This is a genomic window from Novosphingobium sp. 550D, from assembly GCF_057401885.1.
The window spans coordinates 971438-988059 of record NZ_CM171613.1; the positions used below are offsets into that span (position 1 = coordinate 971438).

The 16622-nt window shown below is 60.9% G+C and carries 17 protein-coding genes, 1 tRNA gene and 2 pseudogenes; 9 read left to right on the forward strand and 11 right to left on the reverse strand.

The features are described from left to right. Window positions 1-2 precede the first annotated feature (2 nt). Window positions 3-284 carry a type II toxin-antitoxin system YhaV family toxin gene (locus AC2S2E_RS04720; protein ID WP_486523920.1) on the reverse strand — a complete coding sequence of 94 codons (282 nt, stop codon included), beginning with the start codon at window positions 282-284 and terminating at the stop codon, window positions 3-5. On the opposite strand from AC2S2E_RS04720, the gene AC2S2E_RS04725 reads away from it, so the two are divergent. Continuing rightward, entirely contained in the window at window positions 285-998 is a 714-nt protein-coding gene (locus AC2S2E_RS04725; RefSeq protein ID WP_486523921.1) for an ATP-binding protein, read from the forward strand. It abuts the gene before it with no gap. A gap of 691 nt (window positions 999-1689) precedes the next feature. Here the strand turns inward: AC2S2E_RS04725 and AC2S2E_RS04730 are convergent. Continuing rightward, complete coding sequence (locus AC2S2E_RS04730; RefSeq protein ID WP_486523784.1) at window positions 1690-2688, reverse strand: IS110 family RNA-guided transposase; 999 nt, start codon at window positions 2686-2688, stop codon at window positions 1690-1692. A 67-nt stretch (window positions 2689-2755) separates the two neighbouring features. On the opposite strand from AC2S2E_RS04730, the pseudogene AC2S2E_RS04735 reads away from it, so the two are divergent. Then, window positions 2756-3130 (forward strand): annotated as a pseudogene (locus AC2S2E_RS04735) (transposase); the annotation flags it as partial. A 240-nt stretch (window positions 3131-3370) separates the two neighbouring features. On the opposite strand, the gene AC2S2E_RS04740 reads toward AC2S2E_RS04735, so the two are convergent. Then, complete coding sequence (locus AC2S2E_RS04740) at window positions 3371-4402, reverse strand: IS110 family RNA-guided transposase (RefSeq protein ID WP_066531508.1); 1032 nt, start codon at window positions 4400-4402, stop codon at window positions 3371-3373. Window positions 4403-4474: 72 nt separating this feature from the next. Here AC2S2E_RS04740 and AC2S2E_RS04745 point away from each other — a divergent pair. Further along, window positions 4475-5485: pseudogene (locus AC2S2E_RS04745) on the forward strand (IS3 family transposase); the annotation flags it as partial. Between the two features lie 382 nt (window positions 5486-5867). Here AC2S2E_RS04745 and AC2S2E_RS04750 read toward each other — a convergent pair. Continuing rightward, window positions 5868-7373 (reverse strand): tyrosine-type recombinase/integrase, encoded by a 1506-nt coding sequence (locus tag AC2S2E_RS04750; RefSeq protein WP_486523922.1) that lies wholly within the window; start codon window positions 7371-7373, stop codon window positions 5868-5870. A gap of 392 nt (window positions 7374-7765) precedes the next feature. After that, window positions 7766-8479, reverse strand: coding sequence for a glycosyltransferase family 2 protein (locus tag AC2S2E_RS04755; protein ID WP_476106777.1), 714 nt, complete (start codon window positions 8477-8479; stop codon window positions 7766-7768). Between the two features lie 209 nt (window positions 8480-8688). On the opposite strand from AC2S2E_RS04755, the gene AC2S2E_RS04760 reads away from it, so the two are divergent. The 4 genes from AC2S2E_RS04760 (at window position 8689) to AC2S2E_RS04775 (ending at window position 10881) form a co-directional block, all read left to right on the forward strand. Continuing rightward, a complete protein-coding gene (locus AC2S2E_RS04760) occupies window positions 8689-8820 on the forward strand; it encodes a hypothetical protein (protein WP_476106776.1) in 132 nt (43 codons plus the stop codon). Further along, the gene (locus AC2S2E_RS04765; RefSeq protein ID WP_486523923.1) at window positions 8817-9599 is read left to right on the forward strand and encodes an enoyl-CoA hydratase-related protein; all 783 of its coding nucleotides are present in this window, start codon (window positions 8817-8819) and stop codon (window positions 9597-9599) included. The genes AC2S2E_RS04760 and AC2S2E_RS04765 overlap by 4 nt, the downstream gene beginning before the upstream one ends. A 116-nt stretch (window positions 9600-9715) precedes the next feature. Next, window positions 9716-10171, forward strand: coding sequence for a hypothetical protein (locus AC2S2E_RS04770; protein WP_476106773.1), 456 nt, complete (start codon window positions 9716-9718; stop codon window positions 10169-10171). After that, the gene (locus AC2S2E_RS04775) at window positions 10168-10881 is read left to right on the forward strand and encodes an HTTM domain-containing protein (RefSeq protein ID WP_486523925.1); all 714 of its coding nucleotides are present in this window, start codon (window positions 10168-10170) and stop codon (window positions 10879-10881) included. Before AC2S2E_RS04770 ends, AC2S2E_RS04775 begins: the two co-directional genes overlap by 4 nt. Window positions 10882-10978: 97 nt before the next feature. Here AC2S2E_RS04775 and AC2S2E_RS04780 read toward each other — a convergent pair. Next, window positions 10979-11065, reverse strand: a tRNA-Leu gene (locus AC2S2E_RS04780). 227 nt (window positions 11066-11292) lie between these two features. On the opposite strand from AC2S2E_RS04780, the gene AC2S2E_RS04785 reads away from it, so the two are divergent. Continuing rightward, on the forward strand, window positions 11293-12210 hold the full coding sequence (locus tag AC2S2E_RS04785; protein WP_486523927.1) for a complex I NDUFA9 subunit family protein: 918 nt from the start codon (window positions 11293-11295) through the stop codon (window positions 12208-12210). Here AC2S2E_RS04785 and AC2S2E_RS04790 read toward each other — a convergent pair. The 3 genes from AC2S2E_RS04790 to xseA are packed head-to-tail and all read right to left on the reverse strand — an operon-like array spanning window position 12200 to window position 14742. Continuing rightward, window positions 12200-13033, reverse strand: a complete 834-nt coding sequence (locus AC2S2E_RS04790; RefSeq protein WP_486523928.1) for a M23 family metallopeptidase — start codon at window positions 13031-13033, stop codon at window positions 12200-12202. The two genes, AC2S2E_RS04785 and AC2S2E_RS04790, sit on opposite strands and share 11 nt — an antisense overlap. Then, the gene (locus AC2S2E_RS04795) at window positions 13030-13230 is read right to left on the reverse strand and encodes a DUF2093 domain-containing protein (RefSeq protein ID WP_476105945.1); all 201 of its coding nucleotides are present in this window, start codon (window positions 13228-13230) and stop codon (window positions 13030-13032) included. Before AC2S2E_RS04795 ends, AC2S2E_RS04790 begins: the two co-directional genes overlap by 4 nt. A gap of 18 nt (window positions 13231-13248) precedes the next feature. Next, window positions 13249-14742: an exodeoxyribonuclease VII large subunit gene (gene xseA / locus AC2S2E_RS04800; RefSeq protein WP_486523929.1), complete on the reverse strand. Its 1494-nt coding sequence runs from the start codon at window positions 14740-14742 to the stop codon at window positions 13249-13251. Between xseA and purD the strand changes: the two genes are divergently transcribed. Further along, window positions 14741-16021, forward strand: a complete 1281-nt coding sequence (gene purD, locus AC2S2E_RS04805; protein WP_486523930.1) for a phosphoribosylamine--glycine ligase — start codon at window positions 14741-14743, stop codon at window positions 16019-16021. The two genes, xseA and purD, sit on opposite strands and share 2 nt — an antisense overlap. Window positions 16022-16038: 17 nt before the next feature. Here the strand turns inward: purD and AC2S2E_RS04810 are convergent, their stop codons facing one another. Then, window positions 16039-16221: a hypothetical protein gene (locus AC2S2E_RS04810; RefSeq protein WP_476105942.1), complete on the reverse strand. Its 183-nt coding sequence runs from the start codon at window positions 16219-16221 to the stop codon at window positions 16039-16041. A gap of 57 nt (window positions 16222-16278) precedes the next feature. After that, window positions 16279-16482: a hypothetical protein gene (locus AC2S2E_RS04815; RefSeq protein WP_476105941.1), complete on the reverse strand. Its 204-nt coding sequence runs from the start codon at window positions 16480-16482 to the stop codon at window positions 16279-16281. Window positions 16483-16622 lie beyond the last annotated feature (140 nt).

A 16622-nucleotide genomic window follows, 5' to 3' on the forward strand; every position in this document is an offset into this window, starting at 1 on the left:
TGTCACCCAATCGTCAGGCGGATTACCGCCGTCCAGCTCCCCTTGAAGACCTTGTAGGCGTCGGTCTTTGCGCCGTAAGTCCGCAGCGTCGTTTCGTCGTTTACCCAGGCGAAGATGATCACTTTGGCCATCGAGTCATAGAGGAAGAATAACCGAAAACGACCGTTCCCGAACTTCGCCCGGAACCAGTGCCTGTAATCGTCACCGAGTGTCGAGCCTTGCCGGTATGTGCGATCCTCAACCTTGCGATCAATGCACGTGACGCGATGCCCGAAGGTGGTCATTTGACCATTGAAACTGCCAACACATCGCTTGATGGACGCGGCAGGGGCGAAAGGGATTTGGCGGCGGGGCAATATCTTTCGATTTGCGTCACGGACACAGGTACCGGCATTCCGCAGAACATTGTCGATAAGATCTTCGATCCTTTCTTCACGACGAAGCCGATCGGGCAGAGGACCGGCCTCGGGCTTTCGATGATCCACGGCTTTGTGCGCCAATCAGGCGGCCAGGTGCGGGTCCACAGTGAGCCTGGGAAGGGCACGACAATGTGCCTTTACCTTCCGCGTTATGATGGCGCGATAGACGAGGATAAAGTAAACCTTGACGTGGCCATCGGCGCCTCAGGGACAGGCCAGACGGTCCTGCTGGTTGATGACGAAGCGATGATCCGCATGCTGATTGTTGAAGTGTTGCAGGAGGCTGGTTATACCTCCATTGAGGCAGGCGATGGTCCATCGGCCATGAGAGCCATCGAGAGCGACGCCCGCATCGATCTTCTGATCACCGACGTGGGTTTGCCAGGAGGGATGAATGGTCGGCAACTCGCCGATGCAGTTCGCGTCAAGCGCGCTGGTCTCAAGACCCTCTTCGTCACGGGCTATGCTGACAACGCGGCCATTGGGAATGGCCAGCTCGAATTGGGAATGGAAGTGATCATCAAGCCGTTCGTGATGTCGGGCCTGGCCGCGAAAATTGCGGATATGCTCGAAGCCTGAAAGCATATTGATATGGATGCCAGTTGATAGATAGGTGCCTCGCTCCGGTCTATAGGGCGGCGGCTCGTGCTGTGCTTATCATCCCCACAACGGCAGCGTGAGGCTTTGGCCTCTCGAAAAGATCATAAGTAAATGCCATTAGGCCGCCTCTAGGATAAGGAACGCGTGATGGAATTTTCTGATCCACCCAGGATCATCTCGCCCAGTGCTGCAAACACGGACATGGACGAATTCATGTTCACGGGTAAGAATGAATTTGGCCTTCACTCAGTGTCCATCCTTGTGCCTCGTCTGCGAACCGCAGCCGATGAAAGGCACGCTCGGTTTCGCGCTGAGGAGGCTGCCACCAAATCCATTGTTCGGCGTCAGCACCTATGGCCCAGAAAAGGGGTTGCGGATAATGGAGGGATTGGGTCTCGTCGAAGTGACGTAAGGAACGAATCTATGGACGCCTCCTGCGCAAGGCGATTTTTCGATCGTACGAACGGCTTACTATGCGTGAATCTATCCGGCCTCTGTTTGGAGCGATAGAACTCCGGGCCATGATGGGAATCCGCGTTCTTCAATGCCTTTTAAGATGAGCGGCCTGTGATGGCCATCGTTCCTTGCAGGCTGTGAAGGGGCGGCGCTTGCCGTTGCACCATCAATTTCTCACCTCGCACATTGTCACTGCCGGAGCAGCAAATCCCAATCAAGCCATTTGAAAATTCTTCTCGGTACGCAGCATCGCCCAAGCCATGCGGACAGTCTTGTTGGCCATGGCGACGGCTGTTTTGTTGTGACCAGCGCGCGCGAGCAGTTCTTGCGCCCATTTGGCGAGCCGATCATTGCGCCTGGCAATTGTGAGCAGCACAGCTCGTGCTCCGTGGATCAGCTGTCGCCGAAGATAATGACTGGCCTTCTTGCCAATTCCACCGAGCCTGGGCTTGCCGCCGGTGGTGTATTGGCGGGGAACCAAACCGACCCAAGCCGCCATCGCCCGACCAGAAGAAAAATGCCGACCATCATCGACGGCTGCAACGAGCGCGGTTGCTATCACAGGACCAACGCCTGGGAGTGTCGCCAGGCGACGGCACTGCTCATTGTCGCGACAAATGGCGACGAGCTTTCGGTCAAGATCGGCCACTCGCTCATCGAGCGCGCGGAATTCGCTGATCAAGGCTGAGAACAGATCGGAGGCGAGTTCGGTCAATGGCGCACTGGCCACCGTCTCGGTAATTTGCTTTCGGAATCTGAAGGCACCTGCTGAAAGCACGACGCCATACTCGCCAAGCAAGCCTCGAATGTGGTTGATCAGCGCGGTGCGTTCACAAACAACCCGGTCTCGCATCCGATGAAGCATTTGCAAATCCTGCTGGGCGAGTGTCTTGACCGGCACAAAGCGCATCGTGGGACGAGACGCAGCTTCATAAATCGCTTCGGCATCAACAGCGTCGTTCTTGGCGCCCTTCACGAATGGTTTGACGAAACGTGGGTGGATCAGGCGAATGGTACAGCCATAGGCCTCAAGCGCACGCCCCCAGTGGTGGGCGCTGGCACATGCTTCCATGGCCACAATTGCCGGATCCAGGCGCTTTACAGCGTCCAGGAATTTTGCCCTGCTCAGCTTTCGGGAGATGATCTCGCCATCTTCTGTAATGCCGTGAATGTGGAATGACTGTTTTCCAAGGTCGACTGCCAAAAGTTGCATAACACCGACTCCTTGCTTTGAGGCCAGCTACGATCTCTGAGGTTGCAGGAGGCGTCCATCCCATAAGATGAGACCCAATCCCTCCGGCCCAAAATCGGCTGCCAAGCCCACCAAGAAGCCCGCCGAGGCGGTGGTGAAGGATATTCGCCGCGCAACGCGTCGGCATTTCTCGGCTGAAGACAAAATCAGGATCGTGCTTGAAGGCCTGCGCGGCGAGGAGAGTATCGCCGAACTGTGCCGCCGTGAGGGCATCGCCCAGAGCGTGTATTATTCCTGGTCGAAGGAATTCCTTGAGGCCGGCAAGCGCCGTCTGGCGGGGGATACGGCCCGCGCTGCCACCAGTGACGAGGTCAAGGATCTGCGCCGCGAAACGCTGGCCCTGAAGGAATGCGTCGCCGATCTGACGCTCGAGAACCGCCTGCTCAAAAAACGTATGGCCCGCCCCGTCTGCAAGGGGGATTTTGAAGTGTTCTGATCAGTCTGCGTCAACGTATGCGGTCTCATGGGTGACCCCATGGCCAAGATGGACATCCGCACGTCTGGAGCCACAATAAAGACGCCGGCAACGAGTGCCATTTTTTTGGCCGGGCTTTCCAGACGCCGATCGACTGTCAGGCCATCTTCACGATCCTTCCTGCAAACATCGTTGGCCTATGCACGAAGATGCGTGCGGCCGATCCGGTTATGCCGCGACTGGGTAGCCGCGTTCGAACGTCGCGTCCTTGCGCAAGGCCGCCCATGCGATCCGCGCCAGCTTGTTGGCCAGCGCGACGACGATAGCATTGCGGTGGACTCCTCGCTCGATCATTCCTGTCAACCAGCGCCCCAACGGGGTCTCGCTTCGCGCCAGCGACGGCAATGCTGCTCGGGCACCGTGGATGAGCAAGGTGCGCAAGTAGGTGTTGCCTCGCTTGGAGATGCCGAGCAGCCGCGGCTTGCCGCCGGTAGTATGCTGACGGGGCACCAGACCGAGCCAGGCACCCAGGTCTCGGGCTTTGGCAAAGCTGCTGGCATCGCCCACGGCTGCAATCAGGGCAGTTGCGTTCAGCACCCCGACGCCGGGGATGGATGTGAGCCGCCGGGCAGCCGCGTCATTGCGCGCCAGCTCGACAAACTCGCCGTTCAGCGCTTCCACCCTGGTATCGAGTTCGCGCCATTCGGCACGCAGTTCGGCCACCAACTGGCGCAGACGCGGTGACAAGGTCGTATCCTCATCGGCCAGCAGGGCATCGATGCCGAGTTCCAGCTTGCGCCGCCCAACCGGGAAAATGGTCCCGCGCTCCAGCAGGATCGCCCGCAACTGGTTGGTCAGGCTCCTGCGCTCAGCCACCAGGCGCGAGCGAACCCGGTGGAGCGTCTGGATGTCCAACTGCTCCTGGGTCTTGAGTTCGACGAAGCGCATCGTTGGACGCGAGGCGGCCTCCGCGATCCCCTCGGCGTCGCGGTCATCGTTCTTCTGTGCTTTGACATACGGCCGTACGTACTCCGGCGACATCAGCCGGATCTCATGTCCGTGCGCGGCGAACAGGCGCCCCAGATAATGGGCACCGCAACATGCCTCCATCGCGACCACGCACACAGGAAGCTTGGCAACGTAGTCGACCAGCGTCTGGCGGCGCATCGACCTGCGTACGACGACAGCTCCCGCCGCATCCACGCCAACCACACTGCAGGCATTCTTGCCCAAATCAACGCCAAGGATCACAATAGACATCGGTCCGCTCCTTTCCTCTTCAAGCACCAGCATCATATCCGATGCCGGGGAAAAGGGGCGGGCCATCCCATAAAGCATGATCGCGGATGGGGGCGACCAAGAATGAGGTATCCCGCCGCTGAGAAGCTCGAGATTATCCGCCTTGTCGAGCAGTCCCATCTGCCCACCCGCCAGACGCTGGACAAGCTGGGGATCCCCCGCCGCACTTTTGCCCGCTGGTATGCCCGCTACGTCGATGGCGGGCCCGAGGCGCTGGAAGATAAACCCTCGGCGCCCAGCCGGGTGTGGAACCGGCTGCCTGACGATGTCCGCAAGCAGATCATCGACATGGCCCTGGAAAACAGTGAACTCTCACCCCGCGAGCTGGCCACCAAATTTACCGATGAGAAGCAGTACTTTATCTGCGAAGCCACGGTCTATCGTCTGCTCAAGGCACAGGATCTGATCGCCAGTCCGGCCTACATCGTCATCAAGGCCCGCGACGAGTTCCACACCAAGACAGCCCGGCCGAATGAAATGTGGCAAACCGATTTTACCTATTTCAAGCTGATCGGTTGGGGCTGGGTTTACCTCTCGACCGTGCTCGACGACTATTCCCGCTACATCATCTCGTGGAAGCTGTGCACCACGATGACGGCGGGTGACGTCACCGACACGCTGGACCTGGCGCTCGCCGCCTCGGGCTGTGACAGCGCCACTGTGCTGCACATGCCGCGTCTGCTGTCAGACAACGGCCCAAGCTATGTTGCGGGCGAACTGGCCGCCTATATCGAGGCGCAATCCATGAGCCATGTGCGCGGCGCGCCCTTCCACCCGCAAACCCAGGGCAAGATCGAGCGCTGGCACCAAACCTTGAAAAACCGCATCCTGCTGGAGAATTACTACCTGCCCGGCGACCTCGAAGCCCAGATCGAGGCCTTCATCGAGCACTACAACCACCAGCGTTATCACGAGAGCCTGGGCAATGTGACGCCTGCCGATGCCTACTTCGGGCGCGATCGGCAGATCCATGCCCAACGCGCTGCCATCAAGAAGCAGACCATCGAACATCGCCGCTTGCAACACCGCAAGCTCGCCGCCTAAAACCCAACCCCAGACGAGGCCCTATCTCCGTTACCGACACGCCAAATTTGCGCCAAATGTTTCGACGACGGACACAAATCCATTGCCGAGAGCCGCAGCGCTGTTTGCCTGTCGCTCGGTTGGGGGTGAATGGTTATGCTTACTTTATCCCCTCTATGTTGGTTCAACATCCATTTCCCGCGCCGCCGTAACGGGTGCAAGATCGCGCGATGGGATGGCTTGAATTACGTTTCACGGTGCCGCTATTGTGCCTGTCACATTCGCAAAGTGTACGACAAGAGGTGGCGGCGGGACTGGCTGGGACCTGAGGAAACCTGAGAAGGGCGAACGCCTTGTTTCGGATTTATACCGCTGCTAGCGTTTCGCCCTCTCCGCGCTTGAGTTAGGCTGCCAGTCTGGCATCACTTTCCGTTGTCGCCACGCTGTTGGCATCGCGCCAAGCGGCAAGAGCTTCAACCGTATAAACGACTCGGCGTCCGATCTTGGTGAACTCGGGACCGGTTCCCATCCAGCGATAAGTTTGGAGAGTGCCGACAGTTTTGCCGAGGAAAACTGCCGCTGCACGAGTGTCCATCCATTTGGTACGGATTGCCTTGCCAAGTACCGGGTCGAGTTTCGACTCGGGCACAGCTTCAGAAATGATGGTCTGGATCTCGATTCGCGCGGCCTCTTCCACGTCAGCTTCGGCGCTACGATCAAGGTAATCGGCAATCGTCGTGGCGATCCGATCCGCAGCCAGGCGAACCGGATGATCTGCAAGGTGGGCATAGCGTTGCGTGGTTTTGGTACTGCGATGGCCGAGAAGGGCGCCGATCACCAACAGGCTATCGCCATTATTCGCGCCGGTAGAGGCAAAGCTATGGCGCAAATCGTGGATGCGCACATCTTCCAACTCCGCTGACTTGCGAATACGCCGCCATGCTGAGTTCAGATCGGTGACATGCGTGCCCACTCCCCGACCGGGTAAGAGGAAGGGATTGCCTTCGACGGGTTTCAGACTCGTGATAAGCCGTAGCGCTGGCGCACCGAGATGCACGACCTTGGCGCCGGTCTTGCTGTCGGGAAGGCGCAGGCATCGATGATAGCTGTCGATCCACTGGCGCTTGAGCGTCAGTATCTCATTCTTTCGGCAACCAGTGAGGATCAGCAGGCGGATCGCTGCAATCGCATAAGGATTTTCGACGCCCAGCGAATCGGCAGCGGTAAGGACGCTACCCAAGCGTGCCAGTTCGGCCGGCGACAAAAAGCGCTCCAGCTTCTTACCTGGGAACTTCTTCATTTTAAGAGCCGGATTGTCCTCGCGAAGCTTGTTGTCGACGCCAAAGGCCATGATTGCGCATAGCGTCGTCACCACGCGATTCGCGGTCCCCTTTCCGCCACGAACATTCGAGATCGAACGGGGCCCAAGTTTTACAACCTTCGCCGTCTTGCCGGCGGCAACATCTCGCTGAAGCTGCTGGATTTCGGCGCGCGAGAGTCTGCTCGCAAGGGTTCGCCCGACCAACGGCTTGATGTGGTTCTCGATATTGGCCTTAGCCTGTCGGATCGAACTATCTTTGGCTGTGATCAGTCCCTCAGACAGATATCGATCGCAAAGATCGGCGATTGTCATAGATTCGCGGAGTTTGTCGTCGATAGGGTCTCCGCCGTGCGCGACCTTGCCCAACAGCACTTTCGCTTCTTTGCGAGCCATCTCGACGGTCCATACCCCATGGGGGCCGATCGTGCAGCGGCGCGTGCGCTTTCCGACACGATATTGGATGAGGTAGCTGCGCTTACCGGAGCTGAAAATGCGGACCCCGAAGCCTTGAACCTCGTCATCCCACAGGAAAACATCTCCTACGGAAGCACCAGGCGCTTCGACAACTTTTTTGGTCAGTTTAACCATATGATCCTACATCCTGATTTGAGCCATTTCACGGAAGCACCACGGAAGCACGAGAGCGGAAAAAGTGGCAAAAAGCAGCGTAGGGCGAATGTGAAGAAATTGCAATAATATCTATCAAAATCATCTCGTTATAGCATGATGGCGTAGTATGGCGAACAGTAGAAAAAAGGGGTGGGATTAGTTGGTAAGGCTGAGGTCGGGAGTTCAATCCTCCCCAGCAGCACCACAGTTTCTCTCCCGACATTTTGGTAACAAAACTCCCCTCCGGGGCGGGCGTTGTTGTGCCGTATGCTGCGCAGCATGGCGTGTGCGGCGGGCGACAGGCGTATCCCGCCCACGACGGGGCGGTCGACCTGTGCAGGCGCCAGTCAGCGTTTAACGCCGAATTGCGCTTAACGAATGTCGAGGTAATCGTTCGTCGCGGGTTTGCCGCGAAAGGCGATCGAGAAATAATTGATGAAATAGATCCCGGCCGTTTTCGCAAAACCCTGACGCGCCATGCGGCGGCCCGATGTTGGCATCACAAATTTGGGCGAGAACAGCACCTTGCCCTGTTTCTTGGCGCGGCGGCCGATATCGACATCCTCGCCATAGAATTCGATCGTGCTGTCAAAACCGCCCATCTTGGTCAGCGCATCGCGGCGGATGGCGAAATTGCCCCCCACCATCATATATCCGGTCAACGTGTAGAGCGGGCGCGCCGCCACAAACCACGCCGATGAAATCATGTTGCGCAGACCGCTGACATCATAAAAGCTGTAGGGGCCGGACAGGCAGGCCAATCCTGCGTTTTTGGTGAACTGCTGTTCGATCTGTTCGACCCAACCGGCGGGCGGATGCGTGTCGGCATCGACATAGGCCAGAATGTCGCCCGTCGAGGCAATGAACCCGCGCTGACGCGCCCGGGTGATGCCCTTGTTGGGTTCGAAAACATATTTCACGCCGGGATAGCGTTCGACCACCGCCTTGGTGCCATCGGTGCTGTTATTGTCCACAACGATGATTTCAAACGCTTTATGCGCGACATTCTGCATGATCGCGTCAAGGCACGCGGGCAGATAGTCTTCTTCGTTATAGGCGGGGATGATCAGGCTGATGGTCGGCATGAAAATATGGTGGTCCGGCGGTCAAATGGATTGCGCAACAGCATGATCCAGATGCTCCTGCCGATTGAATGGGCGGCTCTATACCGCCCATGGGGGCCATGTGTCCAGTTGTCCGGCCCGGCATTGGCCCGTTTCCTTGGGAAAACGCGCCGCAAGCGCTTTAGCGATACATTGCTTATGGCCATAAATGTCTGAAATCGCATCGCGCGTTGCAGATTTCGGCGGGCTGTGGCTATCTGCGCCCCCAATGGTCCCCGCCACGGGCGCAGGATGTGACACAGGCGATGGTCGAGGCGATTCTCGCGCCTTTGCCAGAGGACGAGGAATGGAAAAGCCTATGACCTATGAAACGATTCTGGTGGAGCAAAAGGGCGCGGTCACGCTGATCACGCTCAACCGGCCCAAGGCGCTCAACGCGCTCAATTCGCAGGTTTGCGCCGAATTGAGCGCGGCCTTTGCCGCCTATGACGCCGATGACACCCAAGGCTGCGCCATTGTCACGGGCAGCGGCGACAAGGCTTTTGCGGCGGGCGCCGACATCAAGGAAATGAGCGACAAGCACGCCGCCGATTTCTTCCTTCAGGACTTTTTCGCCGATTGGCAGGCCAAGGTTGTGCGCGGCACCCGCAAGCCGTGGATCGCGGCGGTCAATGGTTTCGCGCTGGGCGGCGGGTGCGAATTGGCGATGATGGCCGATTTCATCCTTGCCGCCGACACGGCCAAATTCGGCCAGCCCGAAATCAAGCTGGGCATCGCGCCGGGCATGGGCGGGTCGCAACGCCTGACCCGCGCGGTGGGCAAGGCCAAGGCGATGGAATTGTGCCTGACGGGCCGGATGATGGGCGCCGAGGAAGCCGAGCGCGCCGGATTGGTGGCGCGCATTGTGCCTCTGGCCGATCTGCTGGACGATGCGTTGAAAACCGCGCAGGTCATTGCCGGAATGCCGCGCATGGCCGCCATGGCCAACAAGGAAATGGTCAATATCGCCTTTGAAACCACGCTGGAACAGGGCCTGCTGCACGAACGCCGCCTGTTCCAGATCCTGACCGCGACGCAGGACAAGGCCGAGGGCATGGCCGCCTTCGTCGAAAAGCGCCCTGCGGTGTGGAAGGGGCGATAGTTTCCGATTGCCCCAATGCGGATGATACGTTGCTTGTGAAAGGGGCGGGGGCGGGCGCATGATCGCCCCTTGCCTCGCATGAGAAGCGTGTCTTGCCTAAGAAGGGGTGGGCCAACGTGTTTCCCTTTGACGGAATTCGGCTGCTGCTGCCCGCGCTTTTGCCCTCATGGCGCTTTTTCGACGGGGTGAGCGACAGCCCGCGCATTGATTACGCCATTCTGGGCGGCGGCGATCCGCAATGGCATGAATTCCGGCCCCGTCCCGCCGAACTGGGCGTGATGGCCATGTTGGGCCGCCTGTTCTGGAACCGGCAATGGAACGAGGATCTCTTTCTCGTCAGCCTGGTTGAACGCCTGCTCAACCCTCTCTCGCCCGCTGCCCTGGCGCATAGCCAGCGGGAGTTGATGGCGCGGGTGGGGCGGCATCTGGCGCGGCATGGTTTGGCCGGGGATGGTGATGTGGTCCAGATCCGCCTGCGGCTGGTCGGGCGCATAGGCCAGACGGCGCGGTTGAGCAGCCATACCGTCTATCTGTCGACGCCCGCTCCTTTGGCGCAGATGGGCTGGGCATGATTTTGGACGATGCCCTGCGTTTGACCGGGGTGTTGATGGCGCTGGCCTTTATTCAGCAAAGCCTTGAACATCTTGACCCGGGGGCGAGGCGTCAGGAAAGATGGCTGTTCATCCCGCGTCTGATCCTTTCGGCGGGTCTGTTCCTCGCCTTGGTCTTTGCGCCCGATAACAGGTTTTTGCCGCAGGTTTTGACGCTGGCGCTGGTGATCAACCATCTGTTGATTCTGCCCTTTTTCAACGGGCCGTATAATGGCGGTGCGGACCGGATGAGTCTTCTGGTGCTGATAATGGTCACGCTGGCCTATCATTTGCCCGACCGGCATTATCAGGAAATGGCCTTTGGCTATCTGGGGATGCAATTGGTGCTGTCCTATTTCATCTCCGGTTGGGTCAAGGTGGTGAACCCGGCATGGCGGCGGGGCAGGGCGCTGCGCGATGTATTCCTGTTCTCGGCCTATCCGGTGGCGGAAAATGTCCGCCTCTGGGCGCGCCGCCCGCGCTTGCTGTGGCTGATGGGCTGGGCGGTGATGGGGCTGGAACTGGTCTTTCCGCTGACGTTTCTCTGGCGGCCGGCGCTGATCGCGGGGCTGGTGCTGACCGCGCTGTTTCATGGGGCCAATGCGTGCCTGTTCGGGCTGAACCGATTCTTCTGGATCTGGCTCTGCGCCTATCCGTCGCTGTTGTGGTTACAGGAAAGGGCGATCGGGTAAGCGGCGCATAAAGCCGCCATCAGCCAAAGGCTGAAAAATCAAAACCATCAATGTCGGGGTTTTGTCGATCCTCCCGGCCGCTGGCCGGGAGAGCAAATGGTGCCCAGGAGAGGACTCGAACCTCCACGCCCTTGCGAGCGCTAGCACCTGAAGCTAGTGCGTCTACCAATTCCGCCACCTGGGCACATTTGCTTTTTGGCACCGAGGCTTAGCTTCCTTTCGGTTGCTGCCCGCGCCGGGTAGGACCGCGCCTCTAAGCGCACCTTCGAATCCTGTCAACGCAAAAAGGAGATTTTTTTCGCGAAACTGAAAAGTTTTTTTGATCGCCCCCTTTTTGCCCTTTTGCCCTGATTGCGGCGGGGGGCGGTTCGCACCATCTTGAACCTGCACAATTCCTTGGGAGAAGCAGCGATGAGCGATGTTCTGCGCGATGCTCTGGTGGTGGTCACGGGCGGGGGCGGTTTTGTCGGGGGGCATCTGGCCCATGCGCTGTTGCGGGCGGGGGCGCGTTTGCGAATCGTATCGCGCCACCCGGAAAAGGCATGGGCGATTCGCGGACAGGGCGATCCCGGACAGGTCGAATTCGCCCGCGCGGACCTGCGCGATGGGCAAAGCGTGGTGCGGGCGCTGTCGGGGGCCGACGCGGTGGTCAATCTGGTGGGCCTGTTTTCCGGCCCTCTGGACGCGGTGCAGGGCAGCGGCCTTGAAAAGCTGGCCCGCGCGGCAAAGGAGGCCGGAGCGGGCGCCTTTGTCCATGTTTCGGCGATTGGCGCGGATGCGTCATCCCCCGTCCCCTATGCCAGCAGCAAGGCGGCGGGCGAGGTGGCCGCGTTCAAAGGTTTTCCCGGCGCGACAATCCTGCGGCCCAGCGTAATTTTTGGGCAGGATGACAATTTCCTCAACATGTTCGCGCGGTTGATGCGAATGGTGGCGGGCTTGCCTTTGCCCGCGATCCTGCCGGTCTTTGTGCCCGATGGCCTGTTGCAACCGGTGCTGGTTGATGATGTTGCACTGGCGATTGCGGCCTGTCTGGCCGATCCGGCGCGCCATGGCGGGCAAACCTATGAATTGGGCGGGCCAGAGGTCCTCTCGATGCTGGAACTCAACCAACGCATCGCCAAGGCATTGGGCCGGAAGATCCACCTCTTGCCCATGCCCGATCCGGCGTCGCGGATCTTTGCCGCCTTGCCCGGAACGCCGATTTCGGCCGATCAGATCGCGCTGTTAAAGGCCGGCAGCGTGGTGGCCGATGGGGCAAAGGGCTTTGCGGAACTGGGCCTGACCCCGCGCCCGATGGGCCTGTTCCTCGACCACTGGTTCAAACCATAGGTCCGGCAAACAACATCGGGTCCAACCGCGCCTCGCGCCAGCGCATGCCCCAATGCAGATGCGGCCCTGTGGCGCGGCCTGTCATGCCCACCTTGCCGATGGGCTGGGTCTGGCTGACCCTTTCGCCTTCGCGGACCAGCAATTCGGAGGAATGAAGAAAGGCGCTGACCAGCCCCATGCCGTGGTCGATCATCAGCAAATGCCCCTCCAGCGTGAAGGGCGATGACGCGGCGAGCACCACAACCCCATCGGCCGGGGCCAGATAGGGCGTGCCGGTGGGCATCGCGACATCGCTGCCGGTGTGATAGGAACCGGGCGTGCCGCGATAGATGCGTTGAGAGCCGAAAAGGCCCGAAATCCGCCCCTTGATCGGCCAGATGAAGGTTTGTCGCCAGCCATCCGATGTCGCATCGGCGTGACGGGCGGCGTCGATCCTTGCGACTTCTTCGGCGCGGATGCGGGCATATTCGCCCTCCGGCATGGCGGGCGGGCGAAAGGGGGCGTTGATATTTTCCAGCCGCCACGCGCGCGGAGAAATATCCAGCCCCAGAACGGCTTGCGTTCCCCCCGGCGCCGATGCGGTCAATTTGGCCACCGGTGGCGCATCCCGGTCAAAGGCGACCAAAAAGCGCCCCATGGGATCGGTGGTCAAAGGCGCGCCATCCAGCGCCACCTGCCACCCTTTGGGTGCCTGTCCCTGCGCCCAGCCACCTTGCGTCGTTTCGCCGCGCGGAAAGGTGATCGGCCCGACATCGAGCGAAAACCCATGGGCCGCCACCGGCACAGCCGCCAGCCCGCCCAGCACCGCGCGGCGCGAAATCATCGACCCAAAAGGCGCTTTGTCGCCAATTCCGGCGTCGCATAGGCTTCCTGATGCTCCACGCTCCAATAGCGCAGGGATTCAAGCGGGATCGCCTCGCCCGAAACGGCGCATACGACGTGGTTGCCGCGGGTCAGCATGGTGAAGCCATTGGGTTCATAGCGCAGCACCGCCGCGCGATCGGGAGAATTCATCAACATGGGCCTTCTATAGCATGATCAGCCGAACAAATCATCCTGCGTAGGCGGGGTGGTTTTGGCGCGGGGCGCAGGGGCGGGGCGTTTGGGCGCGGCGGGTTCGGCCTCGCGGGGGGCGGGAGTGTGGCCGGGGGTCACATCCATCACGCCGTCACGGAAATGCAGCGTCAGGCTGGATTCGTCCATGGCCGCCTCGCGATTGGTCAGCGTGCGCCCATCCGATGCCGTCACCCGGACATAGCCGCGCGCCAGCACATTGTCGGGATTGAGGCTGGCCATGATGCGCGTCACCCCGTCCAGCCTTTGCCGGTCATGGCGCAACCGCTGGGCCAACAGTACAGGGTTCAACCTTTGCGCCGAAAGCCGCGCTTCGGCATGGCGCAGGCGGGATTGCAGCAGCCCCGGCGTCAAAGGCCCTGCGGCGCGTTGCAGGCGCATTCCGGCGCGCTGGGCGACATTGCCAAGGGCGCGACGCAAACGCTCGCTGGTTTCATCCAGCGCCTGCGCCTTGGCCGCGATCAGTTCCTCGGGCGTGGGCAAACGCTGGGCACGGGCCTCCAGCCTTTCGCGGCCCAGCACCACCGGGCGCACCACCGCGCGGCGCGAACGCAGGCCCAGGTCGCCGACAAAGGCGCGCAATTCCTCGCGTACCGGCACGGCCATTTCGGCGGCGGCGGTGGGGGTGGGGGCGCGCATGTCGGCGGCAAAATCGGCCAGCGTCGTGTCGGTTTCATGGCCGACCGCGCTGATCACGGGGATCGAACATTGCGCAATCGCGCGGACCACGATTTCCTCGTTAAACGACCACAGATCCTCGATCGACCCGCCCCCGCGCCCGACGATCAGCACATCGGGGCGCGGGATCGGCCCATCGGGCGCCATTTCGGAAAAGCCGCGCACCGCATTGGCCACCTGTTCGGCGGCGCCTTGCCCCTGCACCAGCACCGGCCAGAGAATCACGCGGGAGGGAAAACGGTCGGCCAGACGGTGGAGAATATCCCGGATCACCGCGCCCGTAGGCGACGTGACCACCCCGATCACGCCGGGCAAAAACGGCAACCGGCGCTTGCGGCGTGGATCAAACAGCCCTTCGGCCTCCAGCCGCGCCTTGGTCTTTTCCAGCAAGGCCAGCAGCGCGCCTTCACCCGCGATCTCCATCTTGTCGATGACGATCTGATAATTGGATCGCCCCGGATAGGTGGTCAGCTTGCCCGTGGCGACAACCTCGACCCCGTCTTCGGGCCGGAAACCCAGCCGGGCGACATTGCCCTTCCACATCACGCCGTCCAGCCTTGCGCCCTCGTCCTTTAACGACAGGTACAAATGGCCCGATGCGGCGCGTTTCACCCCCGACAATTCGCCCCGGATGCGCACGAAAGAGAAGCGATCCTCGACCGTCCGCTTCAACAGCGCAGAAATCTCGGTGATCGAGAGGGGTTCTGCGTTGTCGCCGCGCGTCGCTTTCGCTACGAGCGCGCCGGAGAGATCATCATCGGAATCGAAAGAGGCAGGCATGAATATCCTTTTGCTGGGTTCGGGCGGGCGCGAACATGCTCTGGCGTGGCGTCTATCGCAATCCTCGGTTCTGGCAAACGGTGGAAAGCTTTTTGCCGCCCCCGGCAATCCGGGCATTGCCGAGCATGCGCAACTGGTGACGCTGGACGTGACCGATCATGGCGCGGTTCTGGCCTTTTGCGATGAATATCAGATCGGTTTCGTCGTGGTCGGCCCCGAAGCGCCGCTGGTCGACGGGCTGGGCGATGCGTTGCGCGGGGCGGGCGTGCCGGTGTTCGGTCCGAACAAGCTGCCCGCGCAACTTGAAGGGTCGAAGGGCTTCACCAAGGATCTGTGCGCGCGGGCCAATATCCCGACCGCGGGCTATCAACGCGTGACCTCGCTGGAACAGGCGCTGGCCGTGCTGGATCAGTTCGGCGCGCCTGTGGTGGTCAAGGCCGACGGTCTGGCCGCGGGCAAGGGCGTGACCGTGGCCATGACCATGGACGAGGCGCAGGAAGCCGTGCGCGATATTTTTGCGGGCCGTTTCGGCGACGCCGAAGCCGTGATCGAGGAATTCATGGAGGGCGAGGAAGCCTCCTTCTTCGCGCTGACCGATGGCGCGACCATCGTGCCTTTTGCCTCGGCGCAGGATCACAAGCGTGTGGGCGATGGCGACACCGGCCCCAACACCGGCGGCATGGGCGCCTATTCGCCCGCATCGGTTTTGACCGCCGAACTTCAGGCCGAGGTGATGACCCGCATCATCGCCCCCACGGTCAAGACGCTGGCCGATGAAGGGATGCCCTATTCGGGCGTGCTGTTTGCGGGCCTCATGCTGACGCGTGAAGGGCCCAAGCTGATCGAATATAACGCCCGTTTCGGCGATCCCGAATGTCAGGTCATCATGACCCGTCTGACCAGCGATCTGGGCGAATTGCTCTATGCCTGCGCCACGGATCGTTTGGGCAGCATTGCCGCGCCGCAATTTTCCGATGATACCGCGCTGACCGTGGTGATGGCCGCCGATGGCTATCCCGGCACGCCGGCCAAGGATTGCCCGATTTCCGGGATTGACGCGGCACAGGCCAATGGTGCCAAGGTTTTCCACGCCGGCACCGCGATCAAGGACGGCGCGCTGGTTTCGGCGGGCGGGCGCGTGTTGAACGTGACGGGCCGGGGCCACAACGTAACAGCGGCGCAGGCCGAAGCCTACGCCGCTGTCGGTGCGATCACCGCGCCGGGACTGTTTTGCCGTCGGGATATCGGCTGGCGCGAGGTCGCACGCGAAGCAGAATGATCTGCGTTCAATGACCTTTACGCATAGGCGGTAAAGGACGCGCCGGCCGGGCCGCTGGGGGGCGGAACGGGGGCGCTGCCGCCCGAACCGCCATTGGCCATGCCGGTGGCCATGGCGGCCGATGCGGCGGCCATGGCGGCCTGTGCTGCGCTATTGGCCGCGACGGCCGGGGCGGCGGGGCTGGAAATGCTCATCGTCATGGGGGCTATCCTCTGGATTTTGGGAAATGGGGGCTGGGAAATGCTTGTGGCTGCGCCTCAGGCGTAGGTGCTGAAACCGCTGAACCCGTCATTGGGCTGACGTGGCTCGGTCTGGCTGGGGTCCAGAACGCTGGGCGGGTCAGCCTTGGTCATGGCGGTCGCTTTTTCGATCGCCGGGGTCAACGGCGTTGCTTCATAAGCCGTCCGGCTGGCCGGGGTGCCGTGTACTACCGGAGAGACGGGCGATACTCCTGCGGTCATGGGTCCTGTTCCTGTTAGTTGACATCCTGTTTCGGCCAGATTGCCTCTGACCGGTTCTTTGCGCGTCAACCAACATCACCGGGCTTGCCCCGCCCCGGTAAACGCATGTTCTTTGGCGCGCATACGACAGAACGAAAACC

What these genes read in the sequence shown, in the direction of transcription:
- AC2S2E_RS04720 (WP_486523920.1), bottom strand. Translation starts at nt 284, where the DNA reads ATGACCACCTTCGGGCATCGCGTCACGTGCATTGATCGCAAGGTTGAG.
- AC2S2E_RS04730 (WP_486523784.1), bottom strand. Translation starts at nt 2,688, where the DNA reads ATGCAACTTTTGGCAGTCGACCTTGGAAAACAGTCATTCCACATTCAC.
- AC2S2E_RS04740 (WP_066531508.1), bottom strand. Translation starts at nt 4,402, where the DNA reads ATGTCTATTGTGATCCTTGGCGTTGATTTGGGCAAGAATGCCTGCAGT.
- AC2S2E_RS04750 (WP_486523922.1), bottom strand. Translation starts at nt 7,373, where the DNA reads ATGGTTAAACTGACCAAAAAAGTTGTCGAAGCGCCTGGTGCTTCCGTA.
- AC2S2E_RS04755 (WP_476106777.1), bottom strand. Translation starts at nt 8,479, where the DNA reads ATGCCGACCATCAGCCTGATCATCCCCGCCTATAACGAAGAAGACTAT.
- AC2S2E_RS04765 (WP_486523923.1), top strand. Translation starts at nt 8,817, where the DNA reads ATGACCTATGAAACGATTCTGGTGGAGCAAAAGGGCGCGGTCACGCTG.
- AC2S2E_RS04775 (WP_486523925.1), top strand. Translation starts at nt 10,168, where the DNA reads ATGATTTTGGACGATGCCCTGCGTTTGACCGGGGTGTTGATGGCGCTG.
- AC2S2E_RS04785 (WP_486523927.1), top strand. Translation starts at nt 11,293, where the DNA reads ATGAGCGATGTTCTGCGCGATGCTCTGGTGGTGGTCACGGGCGGGGGC.
- AC2S2E_RS04790 (WP_486523928.1), bottom strand. Translation starts at nt 13,033, where the DNA reads ATGATTTCGCGCCGCGCGGTGCTGGGCGGGCTGGCGGCTGTGCCGGTG.
- AC2S2E_RS04795 (WP_476105945.1), bottom strand. Translation starts at nt 13,230, where the DNA reads ATGTTGATGAATTCTCCCGATCGCGCGGCGGTGCTGCGCTATGAACCC.
- purD (WP_486523930.1), top strand. Translation starts at nt 14,741, where the DNA reads ATGAATATCCTTTTGCTGGGTTCGGGCGGGCGCGAACATGCTCTGGCG.
- xseA (WP_486523929.1), bottom strand. Translation starts at nt 14,742, where the DNA reads ATGCCTGCCTCTTTCGATTCCGATGATGATCTCTCCGGCGCGCTCGTA.
- AC2S2E_RS04810 (WP_476105942.1), bottom strand. Translation starts at nt 16,221, where the DNA reads ATGACGATGAGCATTTCCAGCCCCGCCGCCCCGGCCGTCGCGGCCAAT.
- AC2S2E_RS04815 (WP_476105941.1), bottom strand. Translation starts at nt 16,482, where the DNA reads ATGACCGCAGGAGTATCGCCCGTCTCTCCGGTAGTACACGGCACCCCG.